Source organism: Paenibacillus sp. AR247, assembly GCF_002968895.1.
GTDB classification, from domain to species: domain Bacteria; phylum Bacillota; class Bacilli; order Paenibacillales; family Paenibacillaceae; genus Paenibacillus_AQ; species Paenibacillus_AQ favisporus.
Genome location: NZ_PCZT01000005.1, coordinates 147,843 through 165,665, shown reverse-complemented (window position 1 = coordinate 165,665; position 17,823 = coordinate 147,843). Strand labels below are relative to the sequence as shown.

The 17,823-nt window shown below is 55.1% G+C and carries 16 protein-coding genes and 1 pseudogene; 3 read left to right on the top strand and 14 right to left on the bottom strand.

The features are described from left to right. From CPT76_RS04865 to CPT76_RS04825, 10 genes and pseudogenes are all read right to left on the bottom strand, one after another. Positions 1-1,778 (bottom strand): annotated as a pseudogene (locus CPT76_RS04865) (Tex family protein); the annotation flags it as partial. A gap of 543 nt (positions 1,779-2,321) precedes the next feature. After that, positions 2,322-4,511, bottom strand: a complete 2,190-nt coding sequence (locus CPT76_RS04860; RefSeq protein ID WP_105442108.1) for an alpha-galactosidase — start codon at positions 4,509-4,511, stop codon at positions 2,322-2,324. 209 nt (positions 4,512-4,720) lie between these two features. Continuing rightward, positions 4,721-5,071, bottom strand: a complete 351-nt coding sequence (locus CPT76_RS04855) for a type II toxin-antitoxin system PemK/MazF family toxin (protein WP_076174838.1) — start codon at positions 5,069-5,071, stop codon at positions 4,721-4,723. Positions 5,072-5,074: 3 nt separating this feature from the next. Then, complete coding sequence (locus tag CPT76_RS04850) at positions 5,075-5,356, bottom strand: CopG family ribbon-helix-helix protein (protein WP_036648438.1); 282 nt, start codon at positions 5,354-5,356, stop codon at positions 5,075-5,077. Between the two features lie 230 nt (positions 5,357-5,586). Beyond that, the gene (gene alr / locus CPT76_RS04845) at positions 5,587-6,771 is read right to left on the bottom strand and encodes an alanine racemase (RefSeq protein ID WP_105442107.1); all 1,185 of its coding nucleotides are present in this window, start codon (positions 6,769-6,771) and stop codon (positions 5,587-5,589) included. Between the two features lie 56 nt (positions 6,772-6,827). Beyond that, positions 6,828-7,934, bottom strand: a complete 1,107-nt coding sequence (locus CPT76_RS04840) for an outer membrane lipoprotein-sorting protein (protein WP_105442106.1) — start codon at positions 7,932-7,934, stop codon at positions 6,828-6,830. Between the two features lie 134 nt (positions 7,935-8,068). Then, entirely contained in the window at positions 8,069-8,257 is a 189-nt protein-coding gene (locus CPT76_RS41885) for a YkoP family protein (RefSeq protein WP_374954608.1), read from the bottom strand. 10 nt (positions 8,258-8,267) lie between these two features. Continuing rightward, positions 8,268-8,678: a YkoP family protein gene (locus CPT76_RS41215; RefSeq protein ID WP_308737514.1), complete on the bottom strand. Its 411-nt coding sequence runs from the start codon at positions 8,676-8,678 to the stop codon at positions 8,268-8,270. 311 nt (positions 8,679-8,989) lie between these two features. Continuing rightward, positions 8,990-10,285 carry an aspartate aminotransferase type Ic gene (locus tag CPT76_RS04830; RefSeq protein ID WP_374954604.1) on the bottom strand — a complete coding sequence of 432 codons (1,296 nt, stop codon included), beginning with the start codon at positions 10,283-10,285 and terminating at the stop codon, positions 8,990-8,992. A 156-nt stretch (positions 10,286-10,441) separates the two neighbouring features. After that, on the bottom strand, positions 10,442-11,011 hold the full coding sequence (locus CPT76_RS04825; protein WP_105442104.1) for a GbsR/MarR family transcriptional regulator: 570 nt from the start codon (positions 11,009-11,011) through the stop codon (positions 10,442-10,444). A gap of 366 nt (positions 11,012-11,377) precedes the next feature. Here CPT76_RS04825 and CPT76_RS04820 point away from each other — a divergent pair, with 366 nt between their 5' ends. The 3 genes from CPT76_RS04820 to CPT76_RS04810 are packed head-to-tail and all read left to right on the top strand — an operon-like array spanning position 11,378 to position 14,322. Next, a complete protein-coding gene (locus CPT76_RS04820) occupies positions 11,378-12,595 on the top strand; it encodes a quaternary amine ABC transporter ATP-binding protein (RefSeq protein WP_076174856.1) in 1,218 nt (405 codons plus the stop codon). Then, positions 12,573-13,406, top strand: a complete 834-nt coding sequence (locus CPT76_RS04815; RefSeq protein ID WP_105442103.1) for an ABC transporter permease — start codon at positions 12,573-12,575, stop codon at positions 13,404-13,406. Before CPT76_RS04820 ends, CPT76_RS04815 begins: the two co-directional genes overlap by 23 nt. Position 13,407: 1 nt before the next feature. Then, positions 13,408-14,322, top strand: coding sequence for a glycine betaine ABC transporter substrate-binding protein (locus CPT76_RS04810; protein WP_105442102.1), 915 nt, complete (start codon positions 13,408-13,410; stop codon positions 14,320-14,322). 179 nt (positions 14,323-14,501) lie between these two features. Here CPT76_RS04810 and CPT76_RS04805 read toward each other — a convergent pair whose 3' ends face one another. From CPT76_RS04805 to CPT76_RS04790, 4 genes are all read right to left on the bottom strand, one after another. Continuing rightward, positions 14,502-15,263, bottom strand: coding sequence for a DUF6081 family protein (locus CPT76_RS04805; protein WP_105442101.1), 762 nt, complete (start codon positions 15,261-15,263; stop codon positions 14,502-14,504). Positions 15,264-15,309: 46 nt separating this feature from the next. Further along, the gene (locus CPT76_RS04800; RefSeq protein ID WP_105442100.1) at positions 15,310-16,221 is read right to left on the bottom strand and encodes a prenyltransferase; all 912 of its coding nucleotides are present in this window, start codon (positions 16,219-16,221) and stop codon (positions 15,310-15,312) included. Positions 16,222-16,620: 399 nt separating this feature from the next. Next, positions 16,621-17,037, bottom strand: a complete 417-nt coding sequence (locus CPT76_RS04795; RefSeq protein WP_105442099.1) for a VOC family protein — start codon at positions 17,035-17,037, stop codon at positions 16,621-16,623. Between the two features lie 94 nt (positions 17,038-17,131). Continuing rightward, positions 17,132-17,823 (bottom strand): C40 family peptidase (locus CPT76_RS04790; RefSeq protein ID WP_105442098.1); only part of this gene is annotated, 692 nt, incomplete at its 5' end.

Sequence of the window (17,823 nt, the reverse complement as noted above, 5' to 3'; positions counted from 1 at the left end):
GCTTCTCCATGCCGACACCAAGCTCGCGGAACAGACGGTCCACCACCTTGTACGATTCCGGGTGGATCGGCGTGCGGTCGAGGGGGTTATCCCCCCTCGGAGATGCGCATAAATCCGATGCACTGCTCGTAGGTTTTGGCTCCCAGCCGCGGCACGTTCTGCAGTTCTTTACGGCTCAAAAACTTACCGTTGGAATCGCGGTATTTCACGATGTTTTTGGCGGTCGTCGCGTTGACTCCGGACACATAGGAGAGCAGGGACGGTGAAGCGGTATTCACGTCGACACCGACATGGTTGACGGCCGATTCGACAACGGTCTTCAGACTCTCGTCCAAATGCTTCTGGGAGACGTCATGCTGGTATTGGCCGACACCGATCGCCTTCGGCTCGATCTTTACAAGCTCAGCCAGCGGGTCCTGCACGCGGCGGGCGATGGACACTGCGCTGCGCTCCGCAACGTCAAGATCCGGGAATTCTTCCTGGGCCAGCTTGGACGCCGAATACACGCTTGCTCCAGCCTCGTTGACGATCAGGTAAGCCAGGTCCGGCACGCCGATGTCGCTGATCACTTCTGCCACGAACTGTTCCGTCTCGCGCGAAGCCGTACCGTTGCCGATCACGATCAGCTGGATGCCGTACTTCTTAATCAGCTCGTTGAACTTCGCGGCGGCTTCTTTCTTTTTGTTGTTCGGCGGCGTTGGGTACGTCACTGCCACCTCCAGCAGCTTGCCGGTATCGTCCACGACGGCGAGCTTGCAGCCTGTCCGGTAGGCTGGATCTACCCCGAGAACGCAGCGGCCCTTGACCGGCGGCTGCAGCAGCAGGCTGCGCAGGTTGCCTGAGAAGATCGAAATCGCCTGATTCTCCCCCTTCTCGGTCAGCTCAGCGCGGATTTCGCGTTCGATGGAAGGGGCGATCAGCCGTTTGTAAGCATCTTCAATAACGGCCGTGAGAATCGGCTGCACCGCCGAGCTGCCCTTGATGACCTGACGTGCCATAAAATTGTGGATCGACTCAGGCTGTACGTCGAGGCCGACTTTAAGAATATTTTCGCGTTCTCCGCGGTTAATGGCCAAAATGCGGTGAGGCGGCATCTTTTTCGCCAGCTCCCGGTAGTTGTAATAGTTCTCGTACACGGACTCCTGCTCGGGATCCTTCGCTTCCGAGGTCAGCATCCCATGGTCCATCGTATAACGCCGCACCCAGGCCCGGATGGTCGCATCGTCGGCCAGGTTCTCCGCCAGAATGTCCATCGCGCCGGAAATCGCATCGTCCGCCGTTTCCACGCCCTTCTCGGCATCGACGTATTTAGCGGCTTCCTTATGAACATCCCCCTGCTTCGGCTGAGCCATGATCCACTCAGAGAGCGGCTCAAGTCCCTTCTCTTTGGCGACGCTGGCACGGGTTTTACGCTTCTGCCGGTACGGACGGTACAAGTCCTCCACTTCCTGGAGCTTGGCCGCCTTCTCGATCGCCGTCTTGAGCTCCCCGGTCAATTTCCCCTGCTCGTCGATAATCCGGATGACCTCGCGCTTGCGCTCTTCCAGATTCCGCAGATAAGTCACGCGCTCTTCGATTCCGCGCAGCTGGTTCTCGTCCAATTCCCCGGTCATTTCCTTACGGTAACGGGCGATAAACGGAATCGTGTTGCCCTCATCCAGCAGTCCCACCGTCGTCCGAATCTGCTTCAGGGACAGCTGCAGCTCCTTGGCAATCTGCTGCACGATCCGTTCCTTTTCCTGTGCCTTCAGTACTTCACCGTTCTGTTCGATAACCATTTCCTTTTCCGTCAAAAGAAATCCCTCTTTCCCATTCGTACTTGTGTTTCCATGTATTCAAACGTTCTCTCATCATCGTCGTCATCAAAACATTCATTCGTCATCATGTGATTGGTCACAGACTTGTCCGAGTCGAAAAATCGGCTTGGTCTGGTTTATAAACGTCTGCTCCCGCAAACCGCGTGTACCGAAAATTTCATATCAGCGGAGCGGCTTCCTGCGGCGTTATAGGTATCAGCGTCAGCTTGCCTGGCGGCCAGTCCGCTTAACGTGCGGACAGCCTCTATGGAAAACTGTGAGATCAAACCAAAACTTTAGGCAAATCTACAAAGTTTTCATATCTTATTATCACAAACTTTGAACCATTTTTCCAGCGGTCATGTTTGGCAGGAGAAAGCTTCCATGCCACGGTAGATTTCCCCTGAAAAAGCAAAAAGAACCTTACCCCATAAACAGGGCAAGGTTCATCATACTGCTGCGGCTTCCATCTGTATAGACCTTAACGCAGGCCGGAGGCCGGTTAATTCTGGAAAGGACCGGGGCTTATACGCGCCGGAAGCGGAAAAACTCGCTGTGGTAATCCCCGCGCTCAGCGCCTACCGCGATGCCTGCATACATCAGGGCGTCGCCAGTGTACACCTCGCTTGTGCCCACCAGCGCATAATCTGCGGCCGGATCGAGCCCCTTCAGCTTGAGGCGGTTCAGCGGCGCGTTGGATTCGGCCAGCACCCGGAAATAGAAGACCGCGGCCTCGCTGCCGTCTTCCGCCACGAACATCCAGGCGGTCTCATTGCCTTCAAACGGGCTGAGGAGCCGGTACATCTCGCCGGTCTGGACGAGCCCGCGGATTTCCTTATACAGCGCTACCTGCTGCTTGACGACTTCCTTCTCTTCTTCGGTGAACTTCGTCAAGTCAAGCTCGTAGCCGAAGTTGCCTGACATGGCGACATAGCCGCGCATGTCGAGCGGCGTAGACCGTCCCACCTGGTGGTTCGGAACGGCGGAAATATGCGAGCCCATGGCGCTCACCGGGTAAACGATGCTCGTGCCGTACTGGATGCGCAGGCGGGACACCGCATCGGTGTTATCGCTCGTCCACGTCTGCGGCATGTAATAGAGCAGGCCGGGATCGAAGCGTCCGCCTCCGCCGGAGCAGCTCTCGAACAGGATGTGCGGGAACGCCGACGTGATCCGTTCCATCACTTCGTAGAGGCCGAGCATGTAGCGGTGCGCCGTCTCCCGCTGACGCTCCGGCGGCAGCAGCGCCGAACCGATCTCCGTCATATTGCGGTTCATATCCCACTTCACGTACGTAATCGGCGCGCTGCTCAGCACCTCCGTCAGCATCCGTACAATCTCCTCGCGCACATCCTGCCGCGAGAAGTCGAGGATCAGCTGCTGGCGGCCTTCCGTGCGGCGCCGGTCCGGTACGTGCAAGCACCAGTCCGGGTGCTTGCGGTACAGGTCGCTGTCCGGGGAAACCATCTCCGGCTCGAACCACAGGCCGAACTGCATTCCCATGCCCGTCACGCGGTTCACCAGGTCTTCCAGTCCTCCCGGCAGCTTGTTCTTGTCCACTACCCAATCGCCAAGCGAGGAATTGTCGCTGTCGCGATGGCCGAACCAGCCGTCGTCCAGGACGAACAGCTCGATCCCGAGCTCTTTGCCGGCCTTGGCGATGTCGACGATTTTATCCGCATTGAACTGGAAGTAAGTCGCCTCCCAGTTGTTGACAAGGATCGGGCGCTCCTTGTCCCGGAACTGGCCGCGGGCCAGGCGCTCGCGGTACAGCCGGTGATACGTCCGCGACATGCCTCCCAGGCCTTCGGAGGAATAGACCATGACGGCCTCCGGCGTCTGGAACGCGGCTCCCGGCTCCAGCAGCCAGGTGAAGTCGAACGGATTGATCCCGATCGACAGACGGGTCGTCCGGAACTGGTCCACCTCGGCCTGGGCGATAAAGCTTCCGCTGTATACCAGGCTGAAGCCGTAGACCTCGCCGTGGTCTTCATCCGCCCCCGGAGACAGCAGCGCCGCAAACGGGTTCTGCTGGTGGCTGCTGGCCCCGCGGCGGCTCTCCACCGCCTGCATGCCATAGGCGACCGGACGGCGAACAACGTCGCGTTCCCGGGTCCAGGCGCCGGACAGCTGCAGCCACTCGTAGTCGGCGCGCGGGAAGTCCACGCTTGCGCTGAGGGCTCTCAGCAGTTCCACCGGCTCGGTGCTGTCGTTCACGATTTTTAACGAGCGGGTCAGCGCATCATAAGCTTCCATCACCGTGTACTGCAGCTCCACATGCAGCCCCGACACGGGATCCTGCATATTCACAAACAGCGTTTCGGCTTCGGACTCGCTCTCCACATATGTCGAAGGAAGTCCCTCCATCCGCGGCTTGCCCTGCTCTACCCGATGCGACACATACTTGAATTCGGTGACGGTTGAGCCGTCAGGCAGCCGGAACTGTACCAGCGGGTGACGGAAATCGCTCGTTCCGTACACTGGAAGCTCCTGCGGCAGCGTGTCCAGGGAGATCGTACGATCCTCCGGCACCGGATTCGGGCTGAAGGAAGCCCGCTCGGTCGTCACGAGCAGCCAGCTCAGGTCAGCGTCGCGCAGCCTTTTCCCGTAATAGAGATGGGCGGCATAGCCGGACGAAAGAATCTGAAATACGTAGCTTGAACTGCGGGTCTGAAGATGAAATAATTGCTGCTTGGTATCGATATGAATCGCCATAATTCCCTCCCTGATATCACAAGCGGATAGACGCAGATGCAGTACTCACCTGCCCGCTCATACGTTGGATACCATTCATTATAGCGGATGCGTAACCCCTTACAATGGACTTATGTGACTTAAAAACAAGTTCAATAACAAGAAAAAGGCGCCCCTTTCGGGTACGCCTTATCCTTCACAACCATATCATCAACCTTATGGTTCAACGCTTAAAAATCGATCAGGCTGAGACTGATTTGCAGCGAATCATCCACCTTTTTCATCGTTTCTTCATCCAGGTGGGTAATTTTGTCCGTCAGTCTCTGCTTATCAATGGTCCGGATTTGCTCCAGCAAAATGACCGAATCCCTGTCGAAACCATGCGAAACCGCATCGATTTCCACATGAGTCGGCAGCTTTGCCTTTTGAATCTGGGCGGTAATAGCCGCCACGATGACCGTAGGACTAAAACGGTTGCCGATATCGTTCTGAATGATCAGCACCGGCCTGACTCCACCTTGCTCCGAACCGACTACGGGTGAAAGATCCGCAAAAAAAACGTCGCCGCGTTTTACGATCAATGTCTACACCCCGCTCACTAAGCGGCCTAGAGTGCTGTCTGCATCTTCTTCCGCGTGAAAGGCCTCCGATGCCATCGTCAAATTGATCTTGGCCATTTCCATATAGCCGCGCTGCATTGACTCCCGTATATAACGTTTCTTCCGCTCCGTTAAATACAGTTTCATGGCTTGCCTGATGAGTTCACTGCGGTTCGAATTCTCCATTGCAACGATGCCATCCACTTCCTGCAAAAGATGATCTGGCAAGCTGATCATAATTCGTTTGGTATTCTGCATATTAGCCACCTTCTGTTCCACCCCCACAATACCTTCTCACCCTTGTGCCCAGTATAACTTGAATCAAGGAAATTTATACAAAGGAATATATATGCCGAAGATATACCAGGTATGCTGCATACATTATAAACTAGACTCGGCATTTACGTACAGTCATTCCGTCATTACCTTTATTCGGGATGCTTGGTCCGTATTCCTTCATTTCCAGCAAAAAGGCTGAAATTCCGCATTTCTTCGCATTAGGTGAGCAGTGGGTTGACCCGGTTGTACAGCGCCCCGTGCTTCGTGTAAACACGAGGTACCCGGTGGGAAATCATACAGATGACCTCATAGTGGATGGTACCCAGCTGAGAAGCCAGCTCATCTGCCGTAATACACTGGCCAGACTGCTGACCGATGAGCACAACCTCCTCGCCCGCATGAATTTCTTCTGCCTCTTCGGCAAAAGATTGAAGTGTTACCATACACTGGTCCATACAGATCGTTCCGACAACGGGAACGCGGCGGCCGCGGATCAGAACTTCCGCTTTACCGCTCAGCATCCGCGAGTACCCGTCGGCATAGCCGATCGGCAGCGTTCCAATGACTTCATCTTGATCCGTCACATATCTGGCGCCGTAGCTGACGCCCCAATGCGGCGGAAGGGTTTTGACATATACAAGCTCTGTCTTCAGCGTCAATACCGGGGAAAGTGCGACAGTCTGATGATTCACCTCATCCGATGGATACAATCCGTACAGGCTGATGCCGACGCGGACCATATTGTAGGACAGCTGAGGGGTATCAATCGCTGTGGCGCTGTTGCCCGTATGTATAAGAGGAGGGCTGAATCCTTTCTCCCCGAGCGAGGCCACCACGCTCTCGAAACGCCGGTACTGCTCCAGTGTATAGCTTTTATCTTCTTCGTCCGCTTTGGAAAAATGGGTAAACAAGCCTTCAACCTCAGCCTGCGAAAGAGCATAGAGCGACTCGATAAACGAAATGGCGTCCGGGCCGGGAAGAAGTCCCAGTCTGCCCATTCCGCTGTCGATCTTAATGTGGACCTTCAGCGGTCTGGACTCGGCGTCCGCCGGGAGCTGCCGGATAGCTTCCCGTACCTCCGGGCTGAACACCGTCACTGTTATGTTATTCTCCCACGCCGTTCTTATGCCTTCCGGAGGCGTGTAGCCAAGCACCAGGATGGGCAGCGTCAAACCGGCATGCCGCAGTTCAATCGCTTCATCCAGGAAAGCGACGCTTAAATAGTCCACCCCGATGCTCGCAAGCTCCCGCGCCACCTGCACGGCCCCATGACCGTACGCATCTGCCTTGACGCAGGCCAGAAATTTCATGCCTTCGGGCAGAGCCCGGCGAAACGCCGTAACGTTCGCCTGCAGATGGTCCAGATTGATTTCCGCTCTAGTTGCTCTATATTGTTGCTGCATTCATTCGTCACCTTCTCTAAGAATTAACACACTCATTGGGTCCGCCTGTCTGCGTATTATTTACCCGATTGTTCCTGTAAAGACGCTGCGATTTGTATCATTTCGTCCACCGGCAGGTTTGCGCTTGTAATACGGAATTCCACGCCGTCCCCATTCATCCAGGTCAGCGTCTGCTGCTCATCGCCAGCCAGGAGGCCTGCCGTAAATCCAAGGTCCACCACTTCACCCGACATCAGGGACACGGCACGGTCCTCCGGACGGGATTCCATGATCGTGAACTGGTATGTACCGTCATACCGAAGCAGCAGCGCATGGTTGTCACTGTTGTCCAACTTGTTGCTGTCCTTGAGCGTAACGCCTTCAGGCAGGTAATCCGGGATAATCATGCCAAAGTCGCCCAGTTCCTTGGTGACTTCCTGCGCCGCTTCCCCGTTATCGCCCTGCGGCTGGTCCTGGGATGCGACCGGATTGCCGTTCTCGTCGACTTCGGCCACCGTGCCGACCGACGGATCGCTTTGCACGGTCATGTTGCGCTTCATGTCAAAAGAGTCCTTGTCGAATTTCGCATCGAACTGGAACTGGTCGAATTTGACCTCAACGACGACATGGGCGTCAGAGTCGGAGACTTGTACTTGTTTTGGCGCGTAATTGTCCTTGCTGAGCCAAATTTTCTGGCGGACGAGAGACTGGCTGTGATAGTTGGCCGCAACATCGAACACATAGCTGTCCTTGTCTGCGGCAAACTGCCGGGTGTTATCGCTTAAGATGCCCCGGACGAGCGTTTGGTATAAATAGACTTGCCCCTGGTTGTCCGGCCAGTCGCTTTTAAACCGGAAGCTTTTGTTCAGGCTTGGCGTCAGCACGAATACCCCGTCGTCGTTGCGGAGAACGATTTGCGTAACGTCCTTCTGGGCGTTCGTCAGGCTGATGCGGTAGTAGTTTGGATTCTGGTACCATACCTCCACCTGGTATTCCTGCGGCTTTTCCCCGGTATACAGCGTCATTTTCCCCGTTCCTTTGTAAGAGCCATCCTTGCTTTGCAGTGTATCGACCACGTTGTTCAAGTCTTTGACAACGGAAGCGGCATCCTTTTTGCCACCACAGCCTGCCAACACAACCGTAACGCACAAGATCATGGCGAGCATCCATGAAATCCGGCGCATGACATCATCCCCCTTAGCACTTGGTTTGAACTGATTGATACATGTCTATGAGGGACTTGGTCACATTATGCAGACTAGCATGACAAGCCTGATACCGAATCCGTGTTACTGAATTTAATATTATTAGTGCGCTGTTATACGACGTTGCATAAAGGTGACTCGCGGCGGTACCGCTCCATGAACGCTTGCCTTGTCATGAGCAGCATCTGCGGAACCAGCTTGGGAGCGCTGTGCTTCACGCGTTTTTGCCCGGCGGGATGAAGCATTCGCAGCAGAAACCTTAAATAGATCGTCGTCAGCAGCCGGAACCACCCGGCCTTCAGCTGGTGCTGCTCAAAGCCCAGCCCATGGGTCAGCCCCCGGTCGAAGCAGCGTAATTCCGGTCAGCGCTTTGACCTCAGCCAGTTCGGGAACCTGGTCCATCGCTTCATGGATCTGTCTGAGCGATTGCTTCAGGAGCCTTGCGGTTTTCAGCGCCGCCCTGTCCGGCCCAAGGCTCCGCGACAGCTCCAGCACCTGCCCGTTATCCAAATGAAGCTCCCCGATCCAGTCGCCGGCATGAAGCCACTGCCCGCTGTCACTGCGGATGCTTTGCCCGTGAAAAGGCCGAACCACCAGCTTGCAAATTCCGTAACTCAGCACCCGCTTGCTCCGCAGCCGCGTGATCCGGTCGAACAAGCCCTCCCATTTCATCCATGCCGTCTGGACTCCCGTCTTCAAAGCCGTCGTTTTGATCAATTTCATCACATCTCTTCTCTATTAAGTTCGTTCTATTCAGTTTGACGGTTCAAATGAGGGAATCCATGCAAATCATCCAAAAAAAGTTATTTCTCTGATGCGCTGACCATGAAACGTTCCTCGTGGAACAAGACGTTGTCCACGGCACTGTCTAACAACATGCCCGGATTCCGTTATCGGGGGGAAGGCCGCTTATTTCCCAGTCATTCGGCAAAAAAGAAACGGCAGGCCGGAGGCTGGGCCGGGATACCGCCCCTGCGGTACCGTCTCTGACCCATCCTTCCTGACCTGCCTGTCTCAATAAAAATGTTCCTGCTCTATTGATCCGCCAAAATACGGTCGATCGATACCAGCTGCACGCATACGCTCAAAATATCGATGGCCTGCGCAAGCTCTTCGAGCGATGGATAGGTTGGCGCAATACGGATATTGCGGTCCCGCGGATCGCGCCCGTACGGATAAGTAGCTCCGGCAGGCGTTAATGTCACCCCCGCCTCGGCTGCACGCCGCACGACTTCCCGTGCGCAGCCGTCCATCGTATCCAGGCTGATAAAATAACCGCCGCTGGGCTTGCTCCATGAAGCGATATCCTTGGAGCCAATCCCGGATTCCAGCTTGTTCAGCACCAAGTCGAATTTCGGCTTGATGATCGCGGCATGCTTTTCCATGTGGCGGCCCAGGTGCTCCATATCCTTCAGAAAGCGGATGTGCCGCAGCTGATTCACTTTATCCGGGCCGATCGTCTGCACGGACAGCTGTTTTTTCATATGGCTGAGGTTGTCCCTGCTCGCCGCCATGGCCGCTACGCCGGACCCCGGAAAAGTCACCTTGGAAGTGGATGCAAAGATGAATACACGGTCAGGATTGCCAGCGTTCGAACAGGCCTCCAGCATATTTTTCAGCTCGTCATGCCTTGAAGTCAGATGATGGACCGTATAAGCGTCATCCCAGAAAATGCGGAAATCGCCAGCCCTCGTCTTCATCCGGGCCAGCCGTTCTACCGTTTCGTCGGAATACGTGATACCGCCGGGGTTGCTGTACTTCGGCACACACCAAATCCCCTTGATGGAGTCATCTTCGGCGACAAGCCTCTCTACTGCGTCCATATCCGGCCCTTCCGGCGTCATATCTACGGTGATCATTTCGATATTCAGCTGCTCGCAGATCGCAAAATGGCGGTCATACCCAGGGCTTGGACACAGGAATTTGACGGACGGGAGCCTGCTCCACGGCTGCTCACTGCCAAGCACCCCGAACAGCATCGCCCGTGCCAGCGCATCATACATCAAGTTTAGGCTGGAGTTGCCTTGAACAATCACTTCGGAAGACTGAACCCCAAGCATCTCGGCAAAAAAACGCTTCGCCTCCGGGAGCCCGTCAAGACCTCCGTAATTGCGGCAGTCCGTCCCATCCTCCGCCCGAAGCTCTTCCCCGGACGGCAGAACGTCCAGCATTTCGTTCGAAAGCTGCAGCTGCTCCGGGCACGGCTTGCCCCGGGACATATCCAGCTTCAAATTCAAACTCCGGTATGCCTCGTATTCTGCTTGCAGCCGGGCTTGCTCCCGCCTTAACTCATCTTCCTGCCATCCGGCATAACCCGTAACCATTTTCATCTCTCCTCGCTCAGCTCTTCGTCTAACTTTTACTAAATTACACCATATGACCGAAAGCAGGCGGATGTCAACTACAAAAATCACCACGCCTGGCGTCATGAAAATCCAAAAAAACCGGACTGCTGTAACGCAGCCCGGTTCCGGTGCTTTTTATGTTTAACTATGTGGGGTTGGAGGCTCCTTCGGGACCAGCTTGAATATCTCTCCGCTCTCAAACGTATCGATGAGCCGGTCCAGCCAGCCGTAATAAGCAACCGCCTCGTGCAGTTTGGCGATATCCTTGCGCAGCAGCTCGGTGAACTCGGGATCATGCTCGTACTCCGTCAGCAAGCGGCCCATTTCGTCGATGGACTTGCTCAGAATCTGGATATTGCTCTCTACCGATTTTCTCCACTTGATATCGAAAAAGTCAGTAAACGTCTGATACCAGTCGTATTCCACTTCATATAAGTCCTTGCGGGAGCCCTTCTCCCATACTTTATTGACCATCTTCAAGTCCAGCAGGGTCCGGACGCCCGTGCTCATGCTGGTCTTGCTCATTTTCATTTCCCGTCCCATTTCATCCAGGGTCATCGGCTTGTCTGCAAAAAAAAGCAGCCCGTATAAATGTCCGGTGGACTGGGAGATTCCATATAAGTCCATGTTTCTTCCGATTGTTTCAATGACGCGCTTGCGTACCTTGTGGATTGCTGCGTCGCGTTCATCTTCGAATTGGTCCAAGCTCATGCTTGCAACCTCCTTATTTGTTCAACCATTCTCCGCAGAATCCCCGGCCTATAAGCCTGAACAAGGTCCGGAATCCGCTTGTGTTGCCCGTGATTGTAAGTGAAAAAAGTATGGAGAAGACCAAACCTTCATCGTCTATTGTATGTAAACCGATTTTAATTGTAAAGAAACCGATCCGTCAGGAAAACGGCGGATATGGGAGCATTCGGCAGTAAATTTCGTACAGTTTTTTCTGTACGTTCTTTACGTACGGTTAAAACGTTTGATACTATATATATTAATTGTTACACTGTTACCCGTTGGTTATTCACGCAGCATCGTGTTCGCACTTATCAACGATAGAGAAGCAATAAGGGGGTATCACAGTTGTCTATTTTGCAGCTTAAACAAGTCAGCAAATTGTTCGGAGCCCAGGCGGAGCAAAGCGTCGGACTGCTCGAACAAGGCTGGAACAAGGAGAAGCTGGCGAAGGAAAAATCCGTGACCGTCGGGGTGAACCGGGTCAACCTCAGTATTGAAGCTGGCGAAATTTTCGTCATTATGGGGCTGTCCGGCAGCGGCAAATCCACCCTCGTCCGGATGCTGAACCGGCTGATTGAGCCTACGGCGGGGGAAATCCTCGTTCACGGGCAGGATTTAAGAAAAATGAATAAGGAGCAGCTCCGTAAGGTACGGCGCCAGACGATCAGTATGGTCTTTCAGAAGTTTGCGCTGTTTCCGCACCGGACCGTACTGGAAAACGTGGAATACGGGCTTGAGATTCAAAAGGTCAAAAAGCCGGAGCGCACGGAGAAAGCGATGAAGTCGCTCGAGCTGGTCGGCCTCAAGGGCTGGGAAAACAAATCTCCCGACGAGCTGAGCGGCGGCATGCAGCAGCGCGTCGGTCTGGCCCGGGCGCTCGCGAACGACCCGGAGATTCTGCTGATGGACGAAGCCTTCAGCGCGCTTGATCCGCTGATCCGCCGCGACATGCAGGATGAGCTGCTCGAACTGCAGGAGACGATGAAGAAAACGATTATCTTCATCACGCACGATCTGGACGAAGCGCTGCGGATCGGCGACCGGATTGCGCTCATGAAGGATGGCGCCGTCGTGCAAGTGGGCACGCCGGAAGAAATTCTGACGCAGCCGGCCAACGCCTATGTGGAGCGGTTCGTCGAGGACGTCGACCTGTCCAAGGTGCTGACCGCCGCCCATGTCATGCGCCGTCCGGAGACGATCATGCCGGACCGGGGGCCGCGTGTGGCGCTCGAGCTGATGCGCGAGCGCGGCATCTCCAACCTGTTCGTCATCGACCGCGGCAAGCGGCTGCTCGGTGTCATCACGGCGGAGGATGCCTCGGAAGCGATGCGCAGCGGCAAAACGCTTGCGGACATTCTGATCACGGACGGTCCAAGAGTGCATCCGGACGTCCTGATCAACGAGCTGTTTGAAATTACCAGCATGTCCAAGGTGCCGCTGGCCGTCGTCGACGACAACGACCGTCTTGCTGGCGTGATCGTCCGGGGTGCCCTGCTTGGGGCGCTCGCCGGGGAGAACAGTTCGAAGGAGGTGAGCCCAAATGCCGAAAATACCGCTGGATGAGTGGATTGAAGCATTGGTCGGCTGGATGGGGGACCATCTGACGGTCCTGTTCGACTTCATTTCGAGCGTCATCGAAGGCATCGTTAACGGATTTACCTGGCTGTTCTTGCTGCCGCATCCGTTCCTGTTTATCGTCATACTCGGTATTCTTGCCTTCCTGGTCGGGCGGATATCTCTGACGCTGTTCTCGGTGATCGGGTTTCTGCTGATTTATAACCTGGGGTACTGGCCGCAGACGATGGACACCCTCAGTCTGGTCATCACCTCCGCCTTGATTTCGGTCGTCTTAGGCGTTCCGATCGGCATCTGGTGTGCTTACAGCAAAGGGGCGTCCCGCATCATTACGCCGATACTCGATTTCATGCAGACGATGCCGGCCTTCGTCTATCTGCTGCCGGCAGTTACCTTCTTCAGCCTGGGTGTCGTGCCGGGGGTCATCGCTTCGGTCATCTTCGCCATTCCGCCGACGATCCGCCTGACCCTGCTCGGCATTCAGCAGGTGTCCGGCGAGCTCACCGAAGCAGCCGATGCCTTCGGGTCCACCGGACCGCAGAAGCTCTTCAAGGTGCAGCTGCCGTTGGCCATGCCGACGCTGATGGCCGGCATCAACCAGACCATCATGCTGTCGCTGTCCATGGTCGTCATCGCTTCAATGATCGGCGCCCAAGGCATCGGAGCCGAGGTATACCGCGCGGTAACCCAGCTCCAGATCGGGAAAGGCTTCGAAGCCGGTCTTGCGGTGGTTATTCTCGCCATCGTGCTCGACCGCTTTACGCAAAACCTATTTAAATCCAAAAAAAGGGGTGCATAACATGAAAAAACAGAAAAAATGGACGATCCTGGCCAGCCTCGGTCTGGCCGGCGCACTGATGCTGTCAGCCTGCGGACAAAACAGCTCCGGCGGTTCGGCAAGCGGAAAAGGCAGCGCTGATTCCTTCGGCAAACAGGTCAACTACGAAATTATCGGCATCGACCCCGGTGCCGGGATCATGAAGGCGACCAACAAAGCCATCGAAGAATACGGCCTGTCCGACTGGAAGCTGATTGAAGGCTCCGGCGCGGCGATGACTGCGACGCTGGCCAAAGACATTAAGGCCAAAAAGCCGATCGTCATTACCGGATGGACACCGCACTGGATGTTCTCCAAATATGATTTGAAGTACCTGGATGATCCGAAGAAAGTATACGGTGAAGCCGAGGAAATCCATACGATCGCCCGCAAAGGTCTGGAGCAGGATGAGCCGACCGCTTACGCATTCCTGGACCGGTTTGAATGGTCCTCCGATGAAATGGGCGAGATCATGACGGCGATCCAGGAAGGCAAGAAGCCGGAAGAGGCCGCCAAGGCATGGGCTGACAGCCACGCCGACCGGGTCAATGAATGGATCAAGGACCTGAAGCCTGTTAACGGCAACCCGCTGAAGCTGAGCTACGTAGCCTGGGATTCGGAAATTGCCAGCACCAACCTGCTGCAGTATATCCTCCAGGAAAAACTGGGCTACAAGGTAACCGCCCTGCAGGTTGAGGCAGGACCGATGTGGACCGGCGTCGCCAACGGGGACGTGGACGCATCGGCCGCAGCCTGGCTGCCGCTGACCCATGCCGATTACCTCGCCAAATTCAAGGATCAGATCGATGATCTGGGCGCTAATATGACCGGTGTCAAGACCGGCCTGGTCGTGCCTTCCTATGTTGACATTCAGTCAATCGAAGACCTGAAGAAATAATTCGCTTCATTCTCTACAGATTCATATGAAAAGGAAAAAGGGCTGGGCCCCGGTAGATTGTTCTACCTGGGGACCCAGCCCTTTTTTGCTGGAAGAGGAGTCCGGTCCGTCATCCAGACACCGAACCGGTGCAGCCATTGTATAGAATGGCTCTGTTGCTCGCCTCTTCACTCTTACGTTTACTCTTCTTCAGCAGCCCGCTTATTCTCCGAACGGTCGTCGATCGTCACGGTCACCGGCGAATACTCGGCCGTCACGACCTGCCCATGAACGGATACGCTGCCTTCCGGCGAGATGTCCTTCTCAGTCATGATGCCGAGCGCGATCGTAAACTCGTTGAACTTGATCGGGATGTTCTTCTCCCGGCGGATTTCCGTGCCGTTCAAATAGAACACAGCTTCGTCGTTTCCGCGGTCATACGTAATTTTATAGGTGTTGAATTCACGTGGCTTAAAGTTGGTGTCTTCTTTAAAGATGCAGAAATACCGGGTCTTGTCCGATGGCGGAACCTCTACTCCTGGGAAAGGAAGAACGGCGTACACGCTGGCATATTTGTCATTGCCGGCAAAGAAATCCAGCGCCGCTCCGGTTGTGAAATCCAGCAGGTTAAGCGATACGTAACCGTCGTACAGATCGTTCGGCACGGTATTGACCGAGCGGGCACGGATCTGCAGTTCGAAGTCGACCACTCCGTGATCCGGTACTTTGACCGTTTCCACTGAATAATACATATGCTTCGCGTTGTCCAAAATTTGAATCTGGTCGTTTTGCCGGCTCAGCGGAGCACGGACGTACAGAATGCCGTTGCGGACAATGACTACCGCGTCAGGCTCCCGGTATTCCCAGAACGTACCGTCCGGCAGCGGAAAGCCGCCGATTTTCCAAACCTCGCCCTCCGACAGAATCGTATGAAAATCCCCAAAAACGCGTTGTTGTACCATGTAGCATCGAACTTCCTTTCTCGCTTAAGTCAATATGGCCGTAAGGTCAGATCAAGCCTTGTATCAGCAAACATATAATCATAATGATCCCGCTCCGCTGGGTCGATTTCACCGAAGCTCCCATCAGCGGAATATAGGCATGGCTGTTATTATGAGACTTCAGCTTGCCGTACACCTGGTACAGCGGAATCATGCCCGGCAGGGCCAGCAGTCCGTACACCGGAAGCGCCCCGGCAATGACGCTGACCACGAGCATCAGCGCGGACAGAAACAGCAGAAACCGGGAGAAGCCAAGCGCTCTTTGCTCGCCCCACACGACGACCAGCGTACGTTTGCCGGCCTGGCGGTCCGCCTGCCAGTGTAAAAAGTGATGGTTGAACAGAATCAGCGTAGTTAACAGGCCGATCGGCAGGGACAGGAGCAGCGCCCGCAGATCCAAATGCGAGGTTTGCACATAATAGGCACCCATGACCGGAAGAACGCCGAACGAGAGCAGGATCGCGACTTCCGAGTAGCCTTTGCCCCGGTATCCGAACTTCAGTGGCGGCGCCACATAGAAGTATGCGATCAATCCGCCGAGTGCGCCGAAAATGAAAGCCCACGGCCCTGAGAATACGGCCAATATAATTCCGCACGCCGCGGCAACGCCAAACAGCGCCCAAGTGACCGCCGCAAACTTGCGAATGCTCCATACGCCGCCCGTCAAAAAGCCCGAGTTCGTGGAGATCGCATCCACTGCCTCTTTGGCAGCCGTATCGGTCCCGCTCTTGTAATCCCACAGGTCGTTCACCATGTTGGAGAACAGGTGGGCCGCCGCCGCGCCGACGAGCGTAATCAGAAACAGCCAGACGTTAAAAACGCCGTTCCATACAAAAGCCCCCAACGCTCCCAGCGCGACCGGAATCAGCATGACCGGCACAACTCCGAAGCGTGAGGCTTTCATGAACTGTTTGAGCATGCACCATGCTCCCTTCCTTATAATGTACCCATGATAAATGGGTTCGTATAATTTTCGGGCGAAAACGCCGTATTGCCAAACAAATGATATTTTTCACAAACTTTCCCATGATGGATATCGTTAACGACATACAGGAAAGCAGGTTTGTATCATCCTTCACAAGGATATCACACATTCGCGGATGTTGTCACCGGAATGTATAAATCAGGAAGATTCCACGCAATGTCAGGTTCCAGCCCAAGTCAAAAAAGCCACGGCCCTCTTTCCCGCTGCCCTTTGAGTGAAGAATGCAGCGTTCCGATTGTGCCATGGCTTGTTTATGATGGACGATAATCAACTGGCAGATTGTCTTAGAAGCGCCTGCCAGGATCCGTAGTCAGGATCGATCCTGCCAAGCTCCTATTGCTCTGTGCTGACCTGCCACGTGATACCGAACTTGTCGCGGACCATGCCGAAGGCCGGGCTCCAGAACGTCTTCTGCAGTTCCATCAGCACCTGTCCCCCATCCGACAATCCGGCGAAGACCGATTGGAGACGCCCGCTGTCATTCGATGTAATGGCGATGCTCAACTGATCCCCAAGCTGATACGGATTTCCCGGAAACGTATCGGAGAAGAGCAGCGTGTTGCCGTCAAATTCAAGTGCGGCGTGCAATACGCGATCTTTGGCTTCATCCGGCAGCGGATGATCCGGATCCGGCATATCGCTGAAGCGGGACAATCCCAGGTTTTTGGCCTGCAGCACTTTTTCATAAAACGCAACGGCCTCGGCACAATTGCCATTCATTACAATGTAAGGCGATATCTTTACACTCACTCGGGTAGTCCTCCTTTATCATATGGGACATGCACAATCCATTATATCCCACGCCTCAGCGATTGATAAGGACATGCCGAAAAAAGGACGCCGCCTACGAGCAGCCATCCTCTTCAATCACCCGGCGGCCCTTAATATACAGCCGATTCCAATACGGATCCGAGAGCTCGGTGACCACGACGCCGCCCGCTTTGCAGGAATGAAGGAACCGGCCGCCGCCAAGATAAATGCCGACATGGCCGATTCGTTCCAGCCCTTTCTTATGCGTTCGGGAGTGGACGGAAAAGAACAGCAGATCGCCCCGCTGCAGGTTCTTTCTGGCCACATCATATCCCAGGAGGCTTTGCTGTCTGGACGTACGCGGCAGCAGCAGACCGCTTCTGGCAAAAATAAATTGCATGAACGAGCTGCAATCGAACGCGTCGATGGACCAGGGCACCGCACCGAACCGGTATGGAGTCCGGTAGAATGCCATGCCGTCCTGGATGATCTGTTCGATGAGCTCCGCTCTGGAGCATCCGGACGTATCCCGCGACCATGGAGGTGCCGCCGGAATAACCGCAGCTTGCGTATGAGCCAGATAAGCCGCGTATTGGAACGGCACCCGGATGCTTTTCAAATAGAGTTCGAGGTCACGCTCCGTTCGCATGAACGGCTTGCCCGGCTTATGGTTCACTTCCAGAATATAGAGGGACCGATCCTCGCCTATGGCCAAGTCGACGCCCAACTCGGCAAAGCTCCGGTTGTAATATAGCTCCAGCTGCTCAGCGACCCGCCGTGACAGGT

What these genes read in the sequence shown, in the direction of transcription:
- CPT76_RS04860 (WP_105442108.1), bottom strand. Translation starts at nt 4,511, where the DNA reads ATGGCGATTCATATCGATACCAAGCAGCAATTATTTCATCTTCAGACC.
- alr (WP_105442107.1), bottom strand. Translation starts at nt 6,771, where the DNA reads ATGCAGCAACAATATAGAGCAACTAGAGCGGAAATCAATCTGGACCAT.
- CPT76_RS04840 (WP_105442106.1), bottom strand. Translation starts at nt 7,934, where the DNA reads ATGCGCCGGATTTCATGGATGCTCGCCATGATCTTGTGCGTTACGGTT.
- CPT76_RS41215 (WP_308737514.1), bottom strand. Translation starts at nt 8,678, where the DNA reads ATGAAATTGATCAAAACGACGGCTTTGAAGACGGGAGTCCAGACGGCA.
- CPT76_RS04830 (WP_374954604.1), bottom strand. Translation starts at nt 10,285, where the DNA reads ATGAAAATGGTTACGGGTTATGCCGGATGGCAGGAAGATGAGTTAAGG.
- CPT76_RS04825 (WP_105442104.1), bottom strand. Translation starts at nt 11,011, where the DNA reads ATGAGCTTGGACCAATTCGAAGATGAACGCGACGCAGCAATCCACAAG.
- CPT76_RS04815 (WP_105442103.1), top strand. Translation starts at nt 12,573, where the DNA reads ATGCCGAAAATACCGCTGGATGAGTGGATTGAAGCATTGGTCGGCTGG.
- CPT76_RS04810 (WP_105442102.1), top strand. Translation starts at nt 13,408, where the DNA reads ATGAAAAAACAGAAAAAATGGACGATCCTGGCCAGCCTCGGTCTGGCC.
- CPT76_RS04805 (WP_105442101.1), bottom strand. Translation starts at nt 15,263, where the DNA reads ATGGTACAACAACGCGTTTTTGGGGATTTTCATACGATTCTGTCGGAG.
- CPT76_RS04800 (WP_105442100.1), bottom strand. Translation starts at nt 16,221, where the DNA reads ATGCTCAAACAGTTCATGAAAGCCTCACGCTTCGGAGTTGTGCCGGTC.